13 protein-coding genes and 1 pseudogene are annotated in these 16698 nt (G+C 45.4%); 3 read left to right on the top strand and 11 right to left on the bottom strand.

From position 1 onward, the window contains the following. Nucleotides 1-355 precede the first annotated feature (355 nt). On the bottom strand, nt 356-1807 hold the full coding sequence (ffh, locus tag QUA58_RS28480; RefSeq protein WP_333397463.1) for a signal recognition particle protein: 1452 nt from the start codon (nt 1805-1807) through the stop codon (nt 356-358). A gap of 161 nt (nt 1808-1968) precedes the next feature. Continuing rightward, on the bottom strand, nt 1969-3375 hold the full coding sequence (locus QUA58_RS28475; RefSeq protein ID WP_333397461.1) for an NB-ARC domain-containing protein: 1407 nt from the start codon (nt 3373-3375) through the stop codon (nt 1969-1971). Nucleotides 3376-4067: 692 nt separating this feature from the next. Between QUA58_RS28475 and QUA58_RS28470 the strand changes: the two genes are divergently transcribed. Then, nucleotides 4068-4847 (top strand): Tat pathway signal protein, encoded by a 780-nt coding sequence (locus QUA58_RS28470; protein ID WP_333250659.1) that lies wholly within the window; start codon nt 4068-4070, stop codon nt 4845-4847. A 126-nt stretch (nt 4848-4973) separates the two neighbouring features. On the opposite strand, the gene QUA58_RS28465 is transcribed toward QUA58_RS28470, so the two are convergent. The 6 genes and pseudogenes from QUA58_RS28465 to QUA58_RS28440 form a co-directional block, all read right to left on the bottom strand. Beyond that, entirely contained in the window at nt 4974-6686 is a 1713-nt protein-coding gene (locus QUA58_RS28465; protein ID WP_333397459.1) for a tetratricopeptide repeat-containing serine protease family protein, read from the bottom strand. 94 nt (nt 6687-6780) lie between these two features. Further along, a pseudogene (locus QUA58_RS28460) lies at nt 6781-6909 on the bottom strand (ISKra4-like element ISMiva1 family transposase); the annotation flags it as partial. Nucleotides 6910-7274: 365 nt separating this feature from the next. Beyond that, entirely contained in the window at nt 7275-8447 is a 1173-nt protein-coding gene (locus QUA58_RS28455; RefSeq protein WP_106148286.1) for a TRC40/GET3/ArsA family transport-energizing ATPase, read from the bottom strand. A gap of 188 nt (nt 8448-8635) precedes the next feature. Next, nucleotides 8636-10444 carry a mechanosensitive ion channel family protein gene (locus QUA58_RS28450; protein WP_333397456.1) on the bottom strand — a complete coding sequence of 603 codons (1809 nt, stop codon included), beginning with the start codon at nt 10442-10444 and terminating at the stop codon, nt 8636-8638. 241 nt (nt 10445-10685) lie between these two features. Then, nucleotides 10686-10880 (bottom strand): hypothetical protein, encoded by a 195-nt coding sequence (locus tag QUA58_RS28445; RefSeq protein WP_333250652.1) that lies wholly within the window; start codon nt 10878-10880, stop codon nt 10686-10688. 77 nt (nt 10881-10957) lie between these two features. Further along, nucleotides 10958-11350: a DUF2358 domain-containing protein gene (locus QUA58_RS28440; RefSeq protein WP_333397454.1), complete on the bottom strand. Its 393-nt coding sequence runs from the start codon at nt 11348-11350 to the stop codon at nt 10958-10960. A gap of 69 nt (nt 11351-11419) precedes the next feature. Here QUA58_RS28440 and QUA58_RS28435 point away from each other — a divergent pair, with 69 nt between their 5' ends. Further along, nucleotides 11420-12040: a glutathione S-transferase N-terminal domain-containing protein gene (locus tag QUA58_RS28435; protein ID WP_333397452.1), complete on the top strand. Its 621-nt coding sequence runs from the start codon at nt 11420-11422 to the stop codon at nt 12038-12040. A 221-nt stretch (nt 12041-12261) separates the two neighbouring features. Here QUA58_RS28435 and QUA58_RS28430 read toward each other — a convergent pair whose 3' ends face one another. From QUA58_RS28430 to ahcY, 3 genes are all read right to left on the bottom strand, one after another. After that, a complete protein-coding gene (locus tag QUA58_RS28430) occupies nt 12262-13686 on the bottom strand; it encodes an NADP-dependent isocitrate dehydrogenase (RefSeq protein ID WP_333397451.1) in 1425 nt (474 codons plus the stop codon). 366 nt (nt 13687-14052) lie between these two features. Next, entirely contained in the window at nt 14053-14667 is a 615-nt protein-coding gene (locus tag QUA58_RS28425) for a DedA family protein (protein ID WP_333250644.1), read from the bottom strand. Between the two features lie 140 nt (nt 14668-14807). Next, nucleotides 14808-16085 carry an adenosylhomocysteinase gene (ahcY, locus tag QUA58_RS28420; protein WP_333250642.1) on the bottom strand — a complete coding sequence of 426 codons (1278 nt, stop codon included), beginning with the start codon at nt 16083-16085 and terminating at the stop codon, nt 14808-14810. 278 nt (nt 16086-16363) lie between these two features. Between ahcY and QUA58_RS28415 the strand changes: the two genes are divergently transcribed. Then, a complete protein-coding gene (locus QUA58_RS28415; RefSeq protein WP_333250640.1) occupies nt 16364-16672 on the top strand; it encodes a mechanosensitive ion channel domain-containing protein in 309 nt (102 codons plus the stop codon). Nucleotides 16673-16698: the final 26 nt, after the last annotated feature.

The following is a 16698-nucleotide window of genomic DNA, read 5'->3' as shown; positions in this document are numbered from 1 at the left end:
TATCTACCTAAATGGAATTATCGTGCAGTGCCGACTATTTAACAAACGCTAAAGTTATTAAATTTTCATTCCTAAGATACAAGGGGCGGGTTCACCAACAATATCTGCCAATAATTGACAATCTCAAAAACCCGCCCGGCCGGGATATTATGGTCAATCGATCGGACATGATATAAATGTTTGTACCATATTCAATTCCAGGTTTTTTTAGATTGAACTCGGCAACAAGAAAAGAGTTAAATAAGAACTATCGCGGGGGTGGGGCGGGTTTACGAAATTATCGGTTTTAGGCAATTATTGTCGGTGAACTCGCCCCTACAGGTTGTTGACAATAGTGCAATATGTTTGATGCTTTTTACAACTGTCCGAAACCTTTTTTTGGCTTATCTTTTTTCTTTTTCTTCTTCTGCTGGGCACCCATATAGCCACGGGAACCGGGCTGCATTCCGCCCGGGCCGCCCATTCCCGGCATTCCCGGCATTCCGGGCAATCCTCCCATTCCTGTAAAGTTGCCTTGACTCATTTGCTGCATCATGGTACGCATTTTTTGGAAGTCGCTGACGAGTTTTGTTACGTCATTTTCGGCGTAGCCTGCGCCTTTGCCGATGCGGCGGCGGCGGGATGGAGAACTTGCTAAAAGTTCGGGATTGCGGCGTTCTTCAATTGTCATTGAATTAATCATGGCTTCGGTGCGTTTTAGCTGCACTTCTCCCTGCCGCATTTGTTCGTCTGAGAGTTTGTTCATCCCCGGAATCATTTTCATGATGCCGCCGAGGGAACCCATATTTTTTAACAGTCTGGTTTGCTTGAGAAAGTCGGTAAAGTCAAACTTTGCCGTGAGCATTTTCTCTTGCATTTTCTCGGCATCGGCGATGTCGAATTCTTCTTGAGCTCTTTCTACTAGCGTCAAGACATCGCCCATGCCGAGTATTCTCGATGCCATGCGATCGGGATAAAATGGTTGCAAGGCTTCCACTTTTTCGCCGACACCGACAAATTTAATCGGCGCGCCGGATATTTGGCGAACTGATAAGGCTGCACCGCCGCGGCTGTCGCCGTCTAATTTGGTGAGGATTGCACCGGTAATCCCGATTTGTTCGTGAAAGGTGCGGGTTAAATTTGCTGCTTCTTGGCCGGTCATGGCATCAACAACTAACAGCGTTTCATGGGGTTGTACTGTTTGTTTGATGCGAACCAATTCTGCCATCATTTCTTGGTCGATTTGCAGGCGGCCTGCTGTATCGACGATGATGGTATCTACGCCTAGTTGTTTGCCGTGTTCGATGCCTTGGCGGGCAATTTCTACGGGGTCAATGTCTTTGCCTAGTTCAAATACTGGTACGTCGATTTGTTTGCCGAGGGTAAGCAATTGGTCGATCGCGGCTGGTCGATAAATGTCGGTGGCGACTAGCAGTGCGGTAAGATTTTGCTTGCGGAGGTGCAGGGCTAGTTTGGCGGTGGCCGTGGTTTTCCCGGTTCCTTGCAAACCGGCCATCAGGATGACGGTGGGCCCGGATTCGGCGGTGGCGAGGGGTACGTTGGTTTCCCCCATGACGCGGACGAGTTCGTCGTGGACGATTTTGATGAATTGTTGGTCGGGACGGACGCCTGAAACGACTTCTGCCCCTTGTGCTTTGGCCGTTACCTCTCCGACAAAGTTTTTGACGACTTGGAGGTTGACATCGGCTTCCAGGAGGGCGCGGCGGACTTCTTTGATGGCGTCTTGGATGTTGCTCTCGGAGATTTTATTCTGTCCGCGCAGTTTTTTCCAGGTGGATTCGAGTCGATCGGCAAGGGCTTCAAACATAGGGCTTTGTTGGCTAGTCAGTCTTTTTTATTTTAGGGCTAAACGGGGGTTTTTGGATGAATGTTTGCTAATTTTTCAATAATCCTTTCAGGGCGGGCTAGAAGCCCAACCCACAATAAAATTAATTCATAATATTGTGGAACAGGCCGGACAGCCTGTTCTTAAAACTGCTGCAAGCTGTGATTTTTCACGTATTCTGCGATCTCCCCTTGGACTGCAAACAGGGTGCGATCGCCCTTTTGGACTTTTTCGATTAACAACCTCCGTCTCAAGGATTCGACGGCTTTTAGGAATTCGGAAGCGGATAATTCGAGAAGGGCTGGCTTTTTGGATATCTCGACTGCTTTGTTTTGATTTGCCAACCAGAACATTACTTGTTTTTCGGTGTCTGACAAGCGCTGAAAATGTTGGTGCAATAAATATTCTAAGTCTCCTAAAACTAAGCTGTCATAGGATAAAAAATCTGAAACATTGCCGTTAAATAAGTCTTGAATTGCAGCGGCTGCTGTATGCAGCCACAAGGGATTTCCTCGGTAAAGGTCGATCAATTGTGACCATTTTTCTGATTCTGCTAATCCTTTTTCTGTGAAGATTGCTCGCGCTGCTTCTCCTAAACCATTGAGTGGCAATGTTTGACAAGTTTTCTGGCGGCTTTCTAAGGCTGCAATTTCTCTGGGTTTTTCCCAACTGAGGAGAATTAGGCAACTGTTGTGGGATGATTCTGCTATTTGTTTGAAGAATGCGCCGTAGTTTTCATAACCCGGTTGGTAGTTTCCTGCTAGTTGTTGGCTGCTGAAAATTGTTTGCACATCATCGAGGATGATGAGACAGCGGTGCGATCGCAAATAGTCTAGTAGGGGCAATCCCCCCGCGGTTGCCCTTTCTTCGGGCACCGAGGGGGCGGGCACGGGGGCACCGCCCCTACAGGATTGAATTATGTCGGTTTGGAGTGATGCGAGGGCTGGCGCGTTGTGGAGGCTTCGCCAGATGATGCGATCGAATTCGTGTTGAATTTGTGGGATTAGTTGGAGTGTCAGGGCGGTTTTGCCAATGCCGGATAAGCCGAGGATGGTGATGAGACGGGTGCGGCTTGAAATCCAGTTTTCGAGGGTGGTGAGTTCGGATGTGCGATCGTAAAATGTGGAGATTTCTGGTGCGTCGCCTAAGTCGATGCGGGGCTGTTTTGTTGTTGGTTGCGGGTTTGGGGGTGTTTTGGGCGATCGGGCTTTTTCAGGACAAACATTAAGGTTTTTATTAACTGTTATATTCTCACCTGTTATATTTTCAACAATAGTTGATCTATAGTTATAAACTATACCGTTTTCTAATACGGCCCTAAAATTGTTTTTAGTAATATTTTTTTTCAATCCTTTAGAAAGTGTTTTCCAAAGGTCCGATCCGACATTTCTAACATGACTTGGACTTGAGTAAACTTCTTGAGCAATTTGCGTGTAAGTTGTGTCTTGTAAAGTTCCCCGCAGAATAGCTTCTTGCACGTAATCCAAATGCTTTCCCGTCTTAGAAAAAATTAGCTCATCTGCCAGTGTCAAAACTTCGGCAATATCCATAGATTAGGGAGAAGCTGGAGTTGTACGCCATTAATTATACCTGACATTTCGTACAATCGTGACATTTTTGATTTGGTCATCTATCTAAAGTCAGGACTTTTCCTACACAGCTCATCCTTTATATTAATTGATTAAGGTATTAGCAGGATATTTTTATGAAGCGAGTGCGGTGGCTCAGCGGTTTGTTGTCGGCTGGGGTGTTGTCTTTTAGTTTAACGACAGTTGGCGCACAAGTGGCACAGGCCCAGCGCCCGATCCATATACTCGACCTGCAATGTCTCGTTACGCAGGGTACACTCTCACTTAGTAGTGGCGGGTTAGCTTATTTGTACAGGCGGCCTACAGACATTTCAATAGGCCGACAACTATACACCAGTATTATGAGTGTACGCGAGGCCAGTTGGACTTGTAAACTCCCAGGCGGTCGTGCTTCTCTCCGATTGGAGTATGGAGTTGCAGATCAAGATGAGATTTCACCACCCAAAATCGAGGTTTATGTAGATGGAAATCAAGTAGCTTCTCAGGTGGGGAAGCTTGGGAGGATCAATACAATGCTGGTAGATGTTAGTAATGGTAAAAGTTTATCTCTTGATATCTCTTGTTCCACAGCTAAAAATTGTAACCAAAGGTCTTATCACTTCTTCAAATTTAATCTAGAGCCGGGGGCAAGTTCTCCTGGGAGTCGATAAATTATGAGTATCAGCCGCCGTCAATTTAACCGGATCGTCATCTGGGGTGGCGCTTCTTTTGCTGCTTCCGCCACATCCGGCATCTTTTTCCCTAAACCTGCCGAGGCTTATTCCCTAGAATTTCCGATTAGTGCTTTATCAGCCGATCGCGTTTTTAACGGTATTCAAAAATATTGTGGAGCACAGCCCATCCCCGGTGTTCTATCACCGATCGTACAAGGCAATAGTAATGTTAGCAGTAAAGTAGAACCAGCGGCCGCCAACGCTATTCGCACCGCAGACAAAGAATTTGTCAACCGCAATTTTACCAGCAAAAGAACCGAATTAGCTGTAACTGGCAGCGGTTCTAATTTTGCATCAGATACCAGTCGGCTGTGGGGGCGGCAAAGACAGGATCAAGTCGGCCCGAATGTGGGCTTTGGCTTCGTACAAAAGTGGGAAGATCAATATAGCGATGCCAAAATTTCCGGGCCGACAATGTGCGCTATTCATAACGCTCAACAAGTCTTAGCCGATCAAAGATTGACACCTCCTGAAATCGCCGCTTCTATCTTACCAACTCGATCGCGATTGGATGATTGGGGCTCCTGGGGAGGTGATACCGATGCCTCTGCTGGGAGGAATCCTGGTGCTGTTTTTGCTCAATACGATACAGCCGCGGGTACGGTGACATCTCGCTACGATTTAGTTGAACCGGGGCCGAAAGGTTTTGGGCGGGTTGAGTATACTATTGAAGCCGAAGATCAGCCTCGGCGGGTGATTTTGGTGACGGTGAGGTTTTAGGGAAGTAATAGAGATATTCGGTAGGGACACAGGACTGCTGTGTCCTCTTTCTTTCTCTTTCTATATTTCTGCGGATACGGACATGGCAGTGCCGTTTCCCTACAAATATTCTGTATCAAATCAATCCTATTTTTGCAGTTGACCAATCAAATCTAATGCTTTCTGAGCATCTGCATTCATTCCTTGATCCCTAAATAAACGAGCAGCTTGTTGCAAATCTGCGATCGCCCCTGGCCTATCTCCCATTCTCACCAAGGTAATTCCTCGGTTAGCATAAGCCTTTGCATAACTGGGATTGAGTTGAATTGCTTGAGTGTAATCAGCTAAGGCAGAGCGATCGTTATTGATGCGAAATAAGGCCAATCCTCTGTTAAAATAAGTGTTGGCGCGACCGGGATTGATTTGCAGCGCTTGATTGAAATCGTCGATCGCCCCTTTTTGATCGCCCAAATCTGAAAGCGCCAATCCTCGGTTGTTGTAAGCCGCGGCAAAGTTTCTATCCAAACGGATGACTTGAGTATAATCGGCGATCGCCCCCGGTTTATCTCCCATCGCCCACAAAACCAGCCCCCGATTGTAGTAAGCATCGACATAACCTGCATTTAGGGCGATCGCCTTGCTATAATCAGCGAGACTTTTTGGCATTTGTCTCAAATCTGAATAAGCCAGTGCTCGATAAAAATAAGCTTCTGAATAATCTGATTGAGTTTGAATCGCTTGGTTTAAATCTGCCACAGCCCCTGACAAATCTCCCTTGTCAAACCGAGTTAAACCCCGAACGTAATAAGTTTTAGCATCTTGGGGATTGTTCAGTTTCAGAGGTGCATTGGCTGTGGGAGAGGTATTTATCAAAAGTGCCGATCGATTTAAGCCCGCATCCGACAATTTAGCTATAAAAGTGTTAATAGGAATCGCTGAATTAAACCCTGTTTTAGTAAATGCTAAACCTGTGCGGACTTTTCCGTCTGTGACAGGATCGTAATCGCGATCGCCTTCTCCGTGAATCCCAATAACACGGCCTTCTGTATCAAATACAGCCCCGCCACTCATGCCCCCTTTAGTAACAACATTGTAGCGTAAATTATAGCCTTGGGGATGACTTGAAATCCGGCTAGTAACGAAGCCCGCTACAAACTCAAAATTGCGCTCTTTTTGGTAGTTTCTGCTTTCTGGAATACCTGGATAACCAGACACAAAAATTGACGCGCCAGCAATCGCTTGTTCGGAATCACCGAAAGTGACAACAGGATAAGAATCTGTACTGTTAAATGTTACGACTGCTAAATCCGGCTCATTTTCGCTTTTTTGCAATCGCTTAAAACTGGTTACTTGATAGTTGCTTCCCGTATTACTGCGAATCGTATAGGTAAGCTTAGTGTCTGCAACAACGTGGTTAGCTGTCAATACAGTGTAGGTTGTACCTTGTTTTGCAATAATAAATCCAGTCCCACCACGCTCATCCGATCTGTCAATCCGAACGGTAACAGAGTCAGCTAATTTGGCAATTTCTTGGGGAGTTTTTGCGAAAACGGGTGCTTGTGCAAAGATGACTATTCCTGCTACCGCTACTGTTCCTGCTAGGATGCTGGTGAGGGAATCAAACCGCAAATAATTCCTATTCATAGATGATGTTGAAGAGTAAGATTTTTTATACTCCGAATAGTATAGATTAAAATAAAATTTATGAAAACCAGAAACCCTGATGTTTTCAGATGCTTTCGATTTTGATGACATTTCGTACATTTCGTACATTTCCACCATTGCCGACATTACTATGCCATATTTTACTTGTAGATGTTCCAGGGTAAACGCATCTAAATTAAGTTGACATAAAATCATGTTTGTGAATCACTAAAATTGGGTGCATCTCACTTTTGCAAATACATCAAGCGGAAAGTTGACCATTGAGATAAGCACAGCGAAGAGAAAGGAATTAGAAAACACTCTCGATATTCCACTGCGCTCCCGATAGTTTCACCCTGACTCCAATTCCTTTAATCGTTGATTCCACTGTTCCAGAACCGATAGAACTTAAAGATGCTTCTTTATAGTATCGGTAGTTACAGCACTTTCGTGACTAAGAGGTACAGTAACAGCAGTGATCAAAAGAATTTTCGATTTGCTTACTTGAACATAATTTCACTCCCAATTCCAATAGTTTTTCTACTATCTGTACACTTCGAGGTACATATCTCCTGACTATTGTACCTAATCATTAAGCAAAGTGCTGTAAGGTTCAGTCAGCGCAAAATGTAATGGGCATTTGAATACAACATTGTCATTCGCGAAAACGCCACATAACAACCCGCATTGCACCATTTTCAAGAACAGGCTTTCCGGCCTGTTCCACAAAGAGTATATTTCTCGTGGGGTGGTCAGGAGAGCGCGCCCATAAAAGGCTTCTTGAGAATGGTGCAACATCTCAGGTTAAGCAAACTTAATCTTCAAATAATCATCCTCCATCTTCGCCCCCGAAGGTTGCAGCGCGGCTAAAGCTTGCGGCAAAACCATATTGCGGCGGTGATTCCCAATCCGAACATTCAATTCATCTCCCGTTTTCGTCAACTGAATTTGATCCTTAGCAATTCCCGGCAAATACAGTTCGAGAACATATTGATTGTTGTCCTGCACAATTCTAATCGTATTTTCTGTGTAATAAACCTTGCTTGGGTCTTCATCTGCATAAAGCGTTTCTTTCAAACGTTCCAAAGCCGGCAAACCGCACATTTCCTCGGAATAAAGCGGCACTTCTTTTACAGGAAGCGGCCGAAAATTTTCGTGAATTTCCTGCTTGTACTGCTGCTGGTTCTCTTTCCAGCGCTTGAAAAATGGATCGGTTACTTCTTCAGGAATAATCCGGTTGGCGACAATTAAATCTGTGGCAACATTGTACAAACTCAAATAGGCGTGAGCTCGCAAAGATTCTTTGATTACCATTTTTTCAGGATTAGTAATTAACCTGACCGAAGTTACAGTATTGTCAGTTAAAATCTTTTCCAAAGCTTCAATTTGTTCGTAAAATTCATAAGGTGCATCCATCACCTCTTTGTCGGGCAAAGAAAAGCCCGCAAGTGGTCTAAAAAACGGTTCAACTAAAGGTCTGAGGGCAACAGATATACCTTGCAAAGGCTTGTAAAATTTTCTCATGTACCAGCCGCCAACTTCCGGCAAACTTAGCAGTCGCAATGCTGTACCTGTGGGGGCGGAATCGATAATTAAAACATCATATATGCCCTCGTCGTAATGGCGTTTCATCCGCACCAAACCAAAGATTTCGTCCATTCCCGGCAAAATGGCTAATTCTTCAGCTTGCACGCCCTCAAGTCCCTGCGCTTTCAAAACTTGAGTAATGTAGCGTTTGACTGCTCCCCAATTGCCTTCTAATTCCCTGAGAGCGTCCAATTCTGCTCCCCACAAATTGGGTTTGACCAGTCGAGCATCGTGTCCGAGTTCCATGTCGAAGCTGTCGGCTAGGGAGTGGGCGGGATCTGTGCTCAGCACTAGGGTTTTGTATCCCAATTCGGCGCATCGCAAGCCCGTAGCAGCGGCTACGGAGGTTTTGCCGACGCCGCCTTTTCCGGTCATTAATATTAAGCGCATTGATTGTTTAGCTCGCCTGAAAATTCTTTACTTATATATTGTAACGGGATGTAACGGAGATTAATTTAGTGGGGTAATTAATTTGGTCGATCGCCCGCCGGACACAGCCAATTGTCAACACAGCACAAAATCGGTGCGATGTCAATAGCAATAAAAGTTAAATCGTGTCCGATGGATCGATCGCGAACTCATCGCATTTTTTGGTCATACCTTTCATCTAAAGCGTGCGATCCATTGGAATTACGATCGCCCTTTGAGACATCTTGCAGCGAATTTTTAAACCAGATGGACTGCTGGGGGAATGGCATAGAAATTTTTTCTTCATCAAATACCTGCTTCAATCGCCGGCGAAACTCGCGTCCGACTTCCCACTTTTTCAGGGGTTGAGTTTGAATCAAGAGGCGAATCGTAATGCTATTTTCACCAAACGCATCAACGCCAAGTACCTTGGGAGGTTCTAATATTAATTCTTGCCACTCAGAATCCAAACTCATTTGAGTCGCTGCTTTTTTAATTACGGCGATCGCACGGTCAATATCGGTATTATAAGCAACCTCAATACCTAAATTCACACGAGACCAACTGCTAGTATGGTTTTTCACCATCGTAATACTGCCATTTGGAATACTAATTAAATCGCCATCTTGGTTCCGTAATTGAGTTACCCGCAGGTTCATTGTTTCCACGGTTCCACTTTCATTGTTAGCAGTGATTATATCGCCAACCCCATACTGATCCTCCAAGAGAAAAAACAATCCGTTAATCATGTCTTTGACAAGACTTTGAGAGCCAAAGGAAATCGCCAACCCAAAAATACTCACACTTGCCAAAAGCGGCACAATATTAACACCCAAAATTGACAAAGCAGTCAATCCGCCAGCAGCAATACAACAGAAACCGCTAGCTCCCTTCATCACGCCAGAAAAAGTTTTTAGCCGCTGAATCCTTCGGACTGATACACTATCTTGAAGGAATTGTCCCTGACTGAGAGCTGCTACAAAATGGTCAATTACAACGAAGCTGATGCGAAGTATTAGGTAAGTTGCAGCCCCAATTAAGATTAAGTTGAGTAAGGTGACGCTCACACTTTTCAGCAATAGTGATTGCAGCCATCGAGTCTGCGGAAACAGGCTCAAACAAAATGAAATTCCGCCTCCCCACAGGCCAAGCTGGCCGAGTTGCAATAACCGCTGTCGCACTTCGTACCAAAATTTGAGCCGCTGCTTCCGAGCAATTTTTTGTTGCTGTTTGCAAGCAATCGCTGCAGCTTCATCCTGCTCCTGTTCAGACAAATCTTCTACTTGCTCTTGGGAAGCATTGAGTTGTTCGATCTGTGTTAAGACTGCTGCATAACGGGCTTTGATATAGCGCTGTCTGAGGCGCATTCCCAGACTGAGCAGGAGCATAAATAGGATGACTCCGCCCGCTCGCAATGCCTGCTTTGCTAAAAACTTTGGCTGATGCTCGCGTTGAGACGCAAGCAGGGCGTTTTTAATAATTTGAGTCAAGTTTTGAGCGTGAGTGGTTAGCTCAACTGCGTACAGGCGAGCATCGTCAGTGGTAACGGTCATCAAATAGTTTTTATTAACAGAAATAATTGGAAGTTGACTTGTTTGGTCTACGCTGTAATCGACTTCTAATTTTCCCGGTTCAAAGTTGGTATTTGCAATTCCTTGAAGCTGATTTGTAACGGTTTTTACTCTTTGCTGAATGGGTGAAAGAGAAATTGCTTCTTGCTGCTTGGTGTTGAGTGCAGGAGCTGTCAAAGCAAATATCGGACGACCATCTAAATAAACATCACCGACAACAAAGTTAGTACCATCGTTGGCGGAATAAATATTGAATAATCGCTGTGGTTCTGGAGATGAGGGTTGTCCGGCCACTGGCACTATCGACGCGCCCAAGAGGAAGATGAATGCACTAATTGCCAAGGCAATTTTGCGCCACAGGTAATTAGTTCGACGAGAATTAAGATTTATCCAGTTCAAGCAAGACATTTTTCTACACATTGCATATTTGTATCAAGGTCTCATATCAATTCCGTTAGCATCGGAATTATTCATTTCTCTCTGACCTCTCTGTGTTCTCTGTGTTCTCTGTGGTTAAATCATTCCGATGCAACCGGAAACGATATCACCTGGGTTTGATTGCTACAGAATGCAATTGATAACGCAATCTGCGCTGTCGCCATTAAGCCAAAAATGATGGCGCAACAGGGTGGCCTTTAGGTTCGATCGCTCAAAGCCAGAGGAATTGAGCAAATGATGGTGGTGAGGCCTGACTCGATCGACTAAAGTGTTGAGTTCGATCGCCAGTTTCGCCACCAAAGCTGCCATTATAACGCTGCACCCAAGACTGTTTGACTAGATGAGAAATTGAGGCGCTGTCATAGTAGTGGCTGGTAAATTCTGCGATCGCCCGATCGGCAATCATCTATCGCCTTTAATCGGGCAAATTAAAAAAGGTTTTACCTGGTGCATAGCAAGCAAAGGTAACGCAGCAAGCGACAGTTACTTTTGAGTAGCGACGGGAAATATCAGTTGTTTGAGAACATCAAAGCGCGAACAGTTCCAGTAATCAATGTGGGAAACGATTAAACCGTCGCTGTTGACCTTCAGTTCGCTTCTCCCGCTAATCGCCATTTTTGGTTTCCAAGGTAGCGGTGCGATCCAACTCAGAGTCCAGCGAGTTTCTATGGCATCTCCCGACTGAGAAATATCGTGCAAATCGAGTTGAATTTGTTGAAAAAAAGTTCCCATAAACCCGAGCATTTTTTGGTAGCGATCGACTCCTGTAAATCGATTTAGAGGGTCTTCAAAATAAACATCTTTAGCATAAATGCTGTAAGTCTGATTTTCAGGAAATCTACGGTAGTCCTCGGTGATAATTTGAATAATATTCATGATGATTAGGGATTTGCCTAAAATGATTATAATATAGTTTATACCTGCTATAGAAAAGGCGGATAATTTATGATCGACCTCTACACTTTTACCACGCCCAACGGACGCAAAGTCTCGATTCTGCTCGAAGAAATAGGTTTACCCTACAACACGCACGTCATCGACATCACAAAAAACGACCAATTTAGCCCAGAGTTCATCGCCATCAACCCCAACAGCAAAATTCCGGCAATAGTCGATCGCGATAACGGCATCACCGTCTTCGAGTCCGGCGCCATCCTGATCTATCTAGCAGAAAAAAGCGGCAAATTTCTCCCCACCGACAAAGAAAAATACTTTCAAGTTATCGAGTGGCTGATGTTTCAAATGGCCAGCGTCGGGCCAATGTTCGGTCAGCTAAACCACTTCAAACGCTATGCACCAGAACAAATTCCTTATGCAATTCAACGCTACGAAACAGAAACATTGCGACTCTACGGAGTATTAGACACTCAACTAGAAAAATCCGAATACATCTGCGGCGAATATTCAATTGCCGATATGGCTACTTATCCCTGGGTTGCTATTTACGAATTTCAAGGATTAACCCTCGACAACCACCCCCACCTCAAACGCTGGGTAGAAACCTTGCAGAAGCGGCCAGCAGTTGAGCGCGGCATGGCTGTGCCAGCGGTTTCAGTTGACAGTTGACAGTTGACAGTTGACAGTTGACAGTTGACAGCTACCTCTACCTGGAAGGAAGAGGATTGAAGCAATGAATAGTCTTCTTTTAATTTCTCCCTCAAAGGGTTCCGGCTTTAAACCAATTCCTTCTGGTAAAAATCTAAAAAATTAACCGCAGACAAACAAAGATATCACTAATTAGATCTCAGTTTGTCCGCGTTCACCTGCGGTTAAAAACTATTTAAAACCTAATCAGCGAAATGCTTAATAATCGCATCCGCAAACTCAGAACACTTCAGTTCCGGCACAGGTGGTTCTATCAACCTTGCCAAATCGTAGGTAACTTCACCGTTAGAAATGGCCGCGCCCAAACCTTTTTTAATTAAATCTGCGGCTTCCTGCCATCCCATATATTCTAACATCATTACCCCCGACAAAATCAGGGAACCGGGATTGACTTTATCCAAGCCGGCGTGTTTCGGTGCAGTGCCGTGAGTCGCCTCAAAAACTGCACATTCATCGCCAATATTCGCGCCGGGGCCCATTCCCAATCCGCCGACAATTGCAGCCGCCGCATCGGATAAGTAATCGCCGTTTAAATTCATGGTTGCCAAAATCGAATATTCGCCTGGCCTGGTTTGAATTTGCTGAAAAATACTATCAGCAATTCTGTCATTAACCATGATTTTTTCTTGCCACTTACCCTTACCGTGACTGTCCCAAATTGCAAACAGAACGTCGGCAACTTCTTGGCGGATTTTAGCTTGTTTTTCGGGAGTCAAGGCATCGTATCCCGGATCGATTTGGCGGGCATTGTCTTCTAAGCTAATCTCGGGATTGCGTTCTTTGTTGCCCAGAATCCAAGATTCTCTTTCTGTCACGCATTGGTTCCGAAATTCGGTGGTTGCTAGTTCGTAACCCCAATCTCGGAAAGCTCCTTCGGTGTATTTCATGATGTTGCCTTTGTGCACCAAGGTTACTTGTTGCTTGTCTTTTGGCAACCGCAAAGCGTGGGTCATAGCCCGCCGCACTAAACGCTGGGAACCGCTTTTGCTAATTGGTTTAATTCCGATTCCCGAATCGAGGCGAATTTGTTTTTTGCCGTGTTCTGGTGTTGCGGGAATTAATTCATTATTGAGGTATTCAATCAACTTTTTGCCGATTTCGCTGCCTTTTGCCCATTCAATTCCGAGGTAAATATCTTCTGTATTTTCCCGGTAAATAATTACATCTAGGAGTTCGGGAGTTTTGTGCAGCGATGGGGTTCCATCGTAATATTTGCAGGGGCGCACGCAGGCGTAGAGGTCAAAGATTTGCCGCAATGCTACGTTTAGCGATCGAATTCCGCCACCGATTGGGGTTGTCAGCGGGCCTTTGATGGCGACTCCGTATTCTTTGATGGCGTCTAGGGAATCTTGGGGCAAATATTGGTATGTACCGTAGACATCGCAGGCTTCGTCGCCTACATAAATCTTGAACCAGTTAATTTTTCGCTGGCCGCCGTAAGCCTGTTCTACTGCGGCATCCATGACTTTCTGGGATGCTGGCCACAAGTCCACGCCCGTACCGTCGCCGCGTATGAAGGGAATAATTGGGTCGTTGGGGACGATCGGCAAACCGTCTTTGAATGTAATTTTAGAACCAGTGGTCGGGGCTACAATCTTTTCGTACATATCTTAACAGTGCGGATACCAATGTTCCCTATTTTGCCACGATTATACCAGAAGGAAGAAGGAAGAAGGCCCTTCGGCTTCGCTCAGCGTGAAAAGAAGGAAGAAGGAAGAGGGAAGAAAAAAGCATAAGCGAGCGGCTGCCGGTGACTGTGCTAATCTGGCGATCGCAAATTTAAAACTAAATTTAAAACTAAATTTAAAAAAAGTAGCAAAGATAGCAGAAGTTTCTCTCAAGTATGCCCATCTATCTTTCAGCGCTACTGTTCGGGACATCGTTGAAGCAAGTCACAATGGTGATTTTTTTTTGACCACAGATGACAGCAGATTTACGCAGGTTAACGCAGATTATTTTGAGGATATTTGGGTTTATTTGCGATATTTTTCCTTCTGCATATTCTTCTTGATAACCCACAAAATAAATCCGATGACAACAATCACCACAACTATTTTGGAAACAGGAGCAAGATATTCATCTACACGTTCATAATTTTCCGCTAGTTTATATCCGGCCAAGGTTAGAAAACTTACCCATAGAATAGTCCCGCCTGTTGAGTATGCCAGAAAGGGAATTAAAGGCATATTGTTGATGCCTGCGGGCAGGGAAATCAGGGTGCGAACTCCCGGTACGAGGCGACACAAAAATACGGCTTTGTTGCCGTGTCTGGTAAACCATCTATTTGCTTTGTTAATATCGGCGCCGGATACTGCGATCCATTTGCCGTATTTGTCGGCTAAATCCCTCAAGCGTTCTTCGCTCAATAATTTACCTGCATAGTACCAGGGAAGCGCTCCTAAAACTGTGCCGATTGTCCCTGCTGCGATCGCCGGTGCCAACTGCATATCGCCCTTGGATGCGGTGAATCCTGCCAGGGGCATAATCAATTCTGAGGGGATGGGCGGGAACAGGTTTTCTAAGAACATCAACAGTCCAATGCCCAGATAGCCCATTGACTGCATTGTGTTAGTTATCCATTCAACCATTTTGCTTTAATAATTGGTAATAGGTACAGAAGAAGTCATTAGTCATTAGTCATTCGACTGCGAACCAGGGAGGCAGAGCCTCCGTCTATTCATTCCTAGGCAGAGCCTAGGAACGATAAATGATCAACGAGAAGCTATGATTAAGTTCCCGAAGTCCAGGAGTTGGTGTACTCAATTTGCTCGGCTGTCAAGGTATCAATGTGAATTCCCATTGCTTCCAATTTGAGACGCGCAATTTCCTTGTCAACATCCACAGGAATTGAATGAATTCCTGCTTCTAACTTGCCTTTATTTTTGACTAGATATTCAGTGGCTAAGGCTTGGTTAGCAAAGCTCATATCCATGACAGCGCTGGGGTGTCCTTCGGCTGCTGCCAAGTTGATCAAACGGCCTTCGCCCAAGACAATAACCGACTTGCCGTTATTGAGGCGGTATTCTTGGGTGAAAGAGCGAACTGTTTTCACGCCGGTGCTTTTTGCGCCGAGGGATTTGAGGTCGATTTCAATGTCAAAGTGACCGGAATTACAAACAATTGCGCCGTCTTTCATGGTGTCGAAATGTTCGGCACGGATGACGTGTTTGTTGCCGGTAACGGTGATGAAAATATCGCCGACTTTGGCTGCTTCGTCCATTGGCATGACGCGGAAACCGTCCATCACTGCTTCGATCGCCCGAATCGGATCGATTTCGGTGACAATTACGTTAGCGCCCATGCCGCGAGCCCGTTGTGCCGTGCCTTTGCCGCACCAACCGTAACCTGCAACCACAATATTTTTGCCGGCTAACAAAATGTTGGTAGCGCGGATAATGCCGTCTAGGGTAGATTGACCGGTGCCGTAGCGGTTGTCAAAAAAGTGCTTGGTGTCTGCGTCGTTGACGTTCATGGCGGGGAAAGTCAGCACGCCGTCTTTCAACATTGCCCGCAGGCGCACGATGCCGGTGGTAGTTTCTTCGGTGGTTCCGATCAAGTCGGCAATTTGGTTCGGGCGGTGCTGGATCAGGGCTGCTACTACGTCGCTGCCGTCGTCGATGATAATGTTGGGGCGGTGGTCGAGGGCTGTGTTAACGTGCCGTTCGTAGGTAGCCGCGTCTTCTCCTCTGAGGGCGAAGACGGAAATGCCGTAGTCTTCAACTAAGCAAGCGGCTACGTCATCTTGGGTGCTTAAGGGGTTGCTAGCGATGAGTACAGCGTCTGCGCCGCCCATTTTCAGGGCGATCGCCAAATGGGCTGTTTCTGTGGTTACGTGGCAGCAAGCTGAAATACGGATGCCTGCGAAGGGCTTTTCTTTAGCGAAGCGTTCTTGAATTTGGCGCAATACTGGCATTTCGCGGCCGGCCCACTCGATGCGTTGCTTTCCCAACGGGGCGAGGGACAAGTCTTTGACTTCGTGTTTAATCTTGACGGATGTAGCAACCATGTATGTTATTTTCCAGAAATCATCAAACTTTGTTAGTTTTAGCAGATTAAGTCATCGGCGGGCAAGTGCTGTGATTTTACTTGATCGGGGTCGGCGCTGCTAATCTTAAATTTTGATTGTGTTTTAATGATTAGCGAACGAGTCGATGGAGTCACACCCACAGTAAGAGTCAAACATTCCTGTCGGCCGATGGAGCTCAATCTTTTGTGTTAGCGTAGCGTTCTGTTCTGGAATTATTTGACACTCTCACTGGGTCTGGTGACAGTTTAAGCGCCTGCTTGATTGCGTTCCCGGCTTTGCGTCCGGCAGATATCATCAGTTGGTTAGGACTTTGTTCAGTAGGGATTAGTTTCGCATTCCAAGACATCTTCAAATACTTTTTAGCGGAAATATTTTTGCTGTTGCACGAACCGTTGCAATTTGGCGATCGGATAATTGTAGAAGGCTTTGAAGGTACTGTTGAAAAGATTTTGCTGCGTTCAACTCAAATTATTAGTGATCTGGGAGAGCCAGTTATCGTGCCGAAGGCGATCGTATTTACCAGAAAGAATTGGTTTAAAGCCCAAAGCCCGATCGGGAGAAATTAAAAGAAGACTATTCATTACTCCAATCC

It is taken from the genome of Microcoleus sp. N9_A1 (genome assembly GCF_036701795.1).
Lineage (GTDB): Bacteria > Cyanobacteriota > Cyanobacteriia > Cyanobacteriales > Microcoleaceae > Microcoleus.
This window is presented reverse-complemented; position numbering and strand designations above follow the sequence as displayed.

What these genes read in the sequence shown, in the direction of transcription:
- ffh (WP_333397463.1), bottom strand. Translation starts at nt 1,807, where the DNA reads ATGTTTGAAGCCCTTGCCGATCGACTCGAATCCACCTGGAAAAAACTG.
- QUA58_RS28475 (WP_333397461.1), bottom strand. Translation starts at nt 3,375, where the DNA reads ATGGATATTGCCGAAGTTTTGACACTGGCAGATGAGCTAATTTTTTCT.
- QUA58_RS28470 (WP_333250659.1), top strand. Translation starts at nt 4,068, where the DNA reads ATGAGTATCAGCCGCCGTCAATTTAACCGGATCGTCATCTGGGGTGGC.
- QUA58_RS28465 (WP_333397459.1), bottom strand. Translation starts at nt 6,686, where the DNA reads ATGATTTTATGTCAACTTAATTTAGATGCGTTTACCCTGGAACATCTA.
- QUA58_RS28455 (WP_106148286.1), bottom strand. Translation starts at nt 8,447, where the DNA reads ATGCGCTTAATATTAATGACCGGAAAAGGCGGCGTCGGCAAAACCTCC.
- QUA58_RS28450 (WP_333397456.1), bottom strand. Translation starts at nt 10,444, where the DNA reads ATGTCTTGCTTGAACTGGATAAATCTTAATTCTCGTCGAACTAATTAC.
- QUA58_RS28445 (WP_333250652.1), bottom strand. Translation starts at nt 10,880, where the DNA reads ATGATTGCCGATCGGGCGATCGCAGAATTTACCAGCCACTACTATGAC.
- QUA58_RS28440 (WP_333397454.1), bottom strand. Translation starts at nt 11,350, where the DNA reads ATGAATATTATTCAAATTATCACCGAGGACTACCGTAGATTTCCTGAA.
- QUA58_RS28435 (WP_333397452.1), top strand. Translation starts at nt 11,420, where the DNA reads ATGATCGACCTCTACACTTTTACCACGCCCAACGGACGCAAAGTCTCG.
- QUA58_RS28430 (WP_333397451.1), bottom strand. Translation starts at nt 13,686, where the DNA reads ATGTACGAAAAGATTGTAGCCCCGACCACTGGTTCTAAAATTACATTC.
- QUA58_RS28425 (WP_333250644.1), bottom strand. Translation starts at nt 14,667, where the DNA reads ATGGTTGAATGGATAACTAACACAATGCAGTCAATGGGCTATCTGGGC.
- ahcY (WP_333250642.1), bottom strand. Translation starts at nt 16,085, where the DNA reads ATGGTTGCTACATCCGTCAAGATTAAACACGAAGTCAAAGACTTGTCC.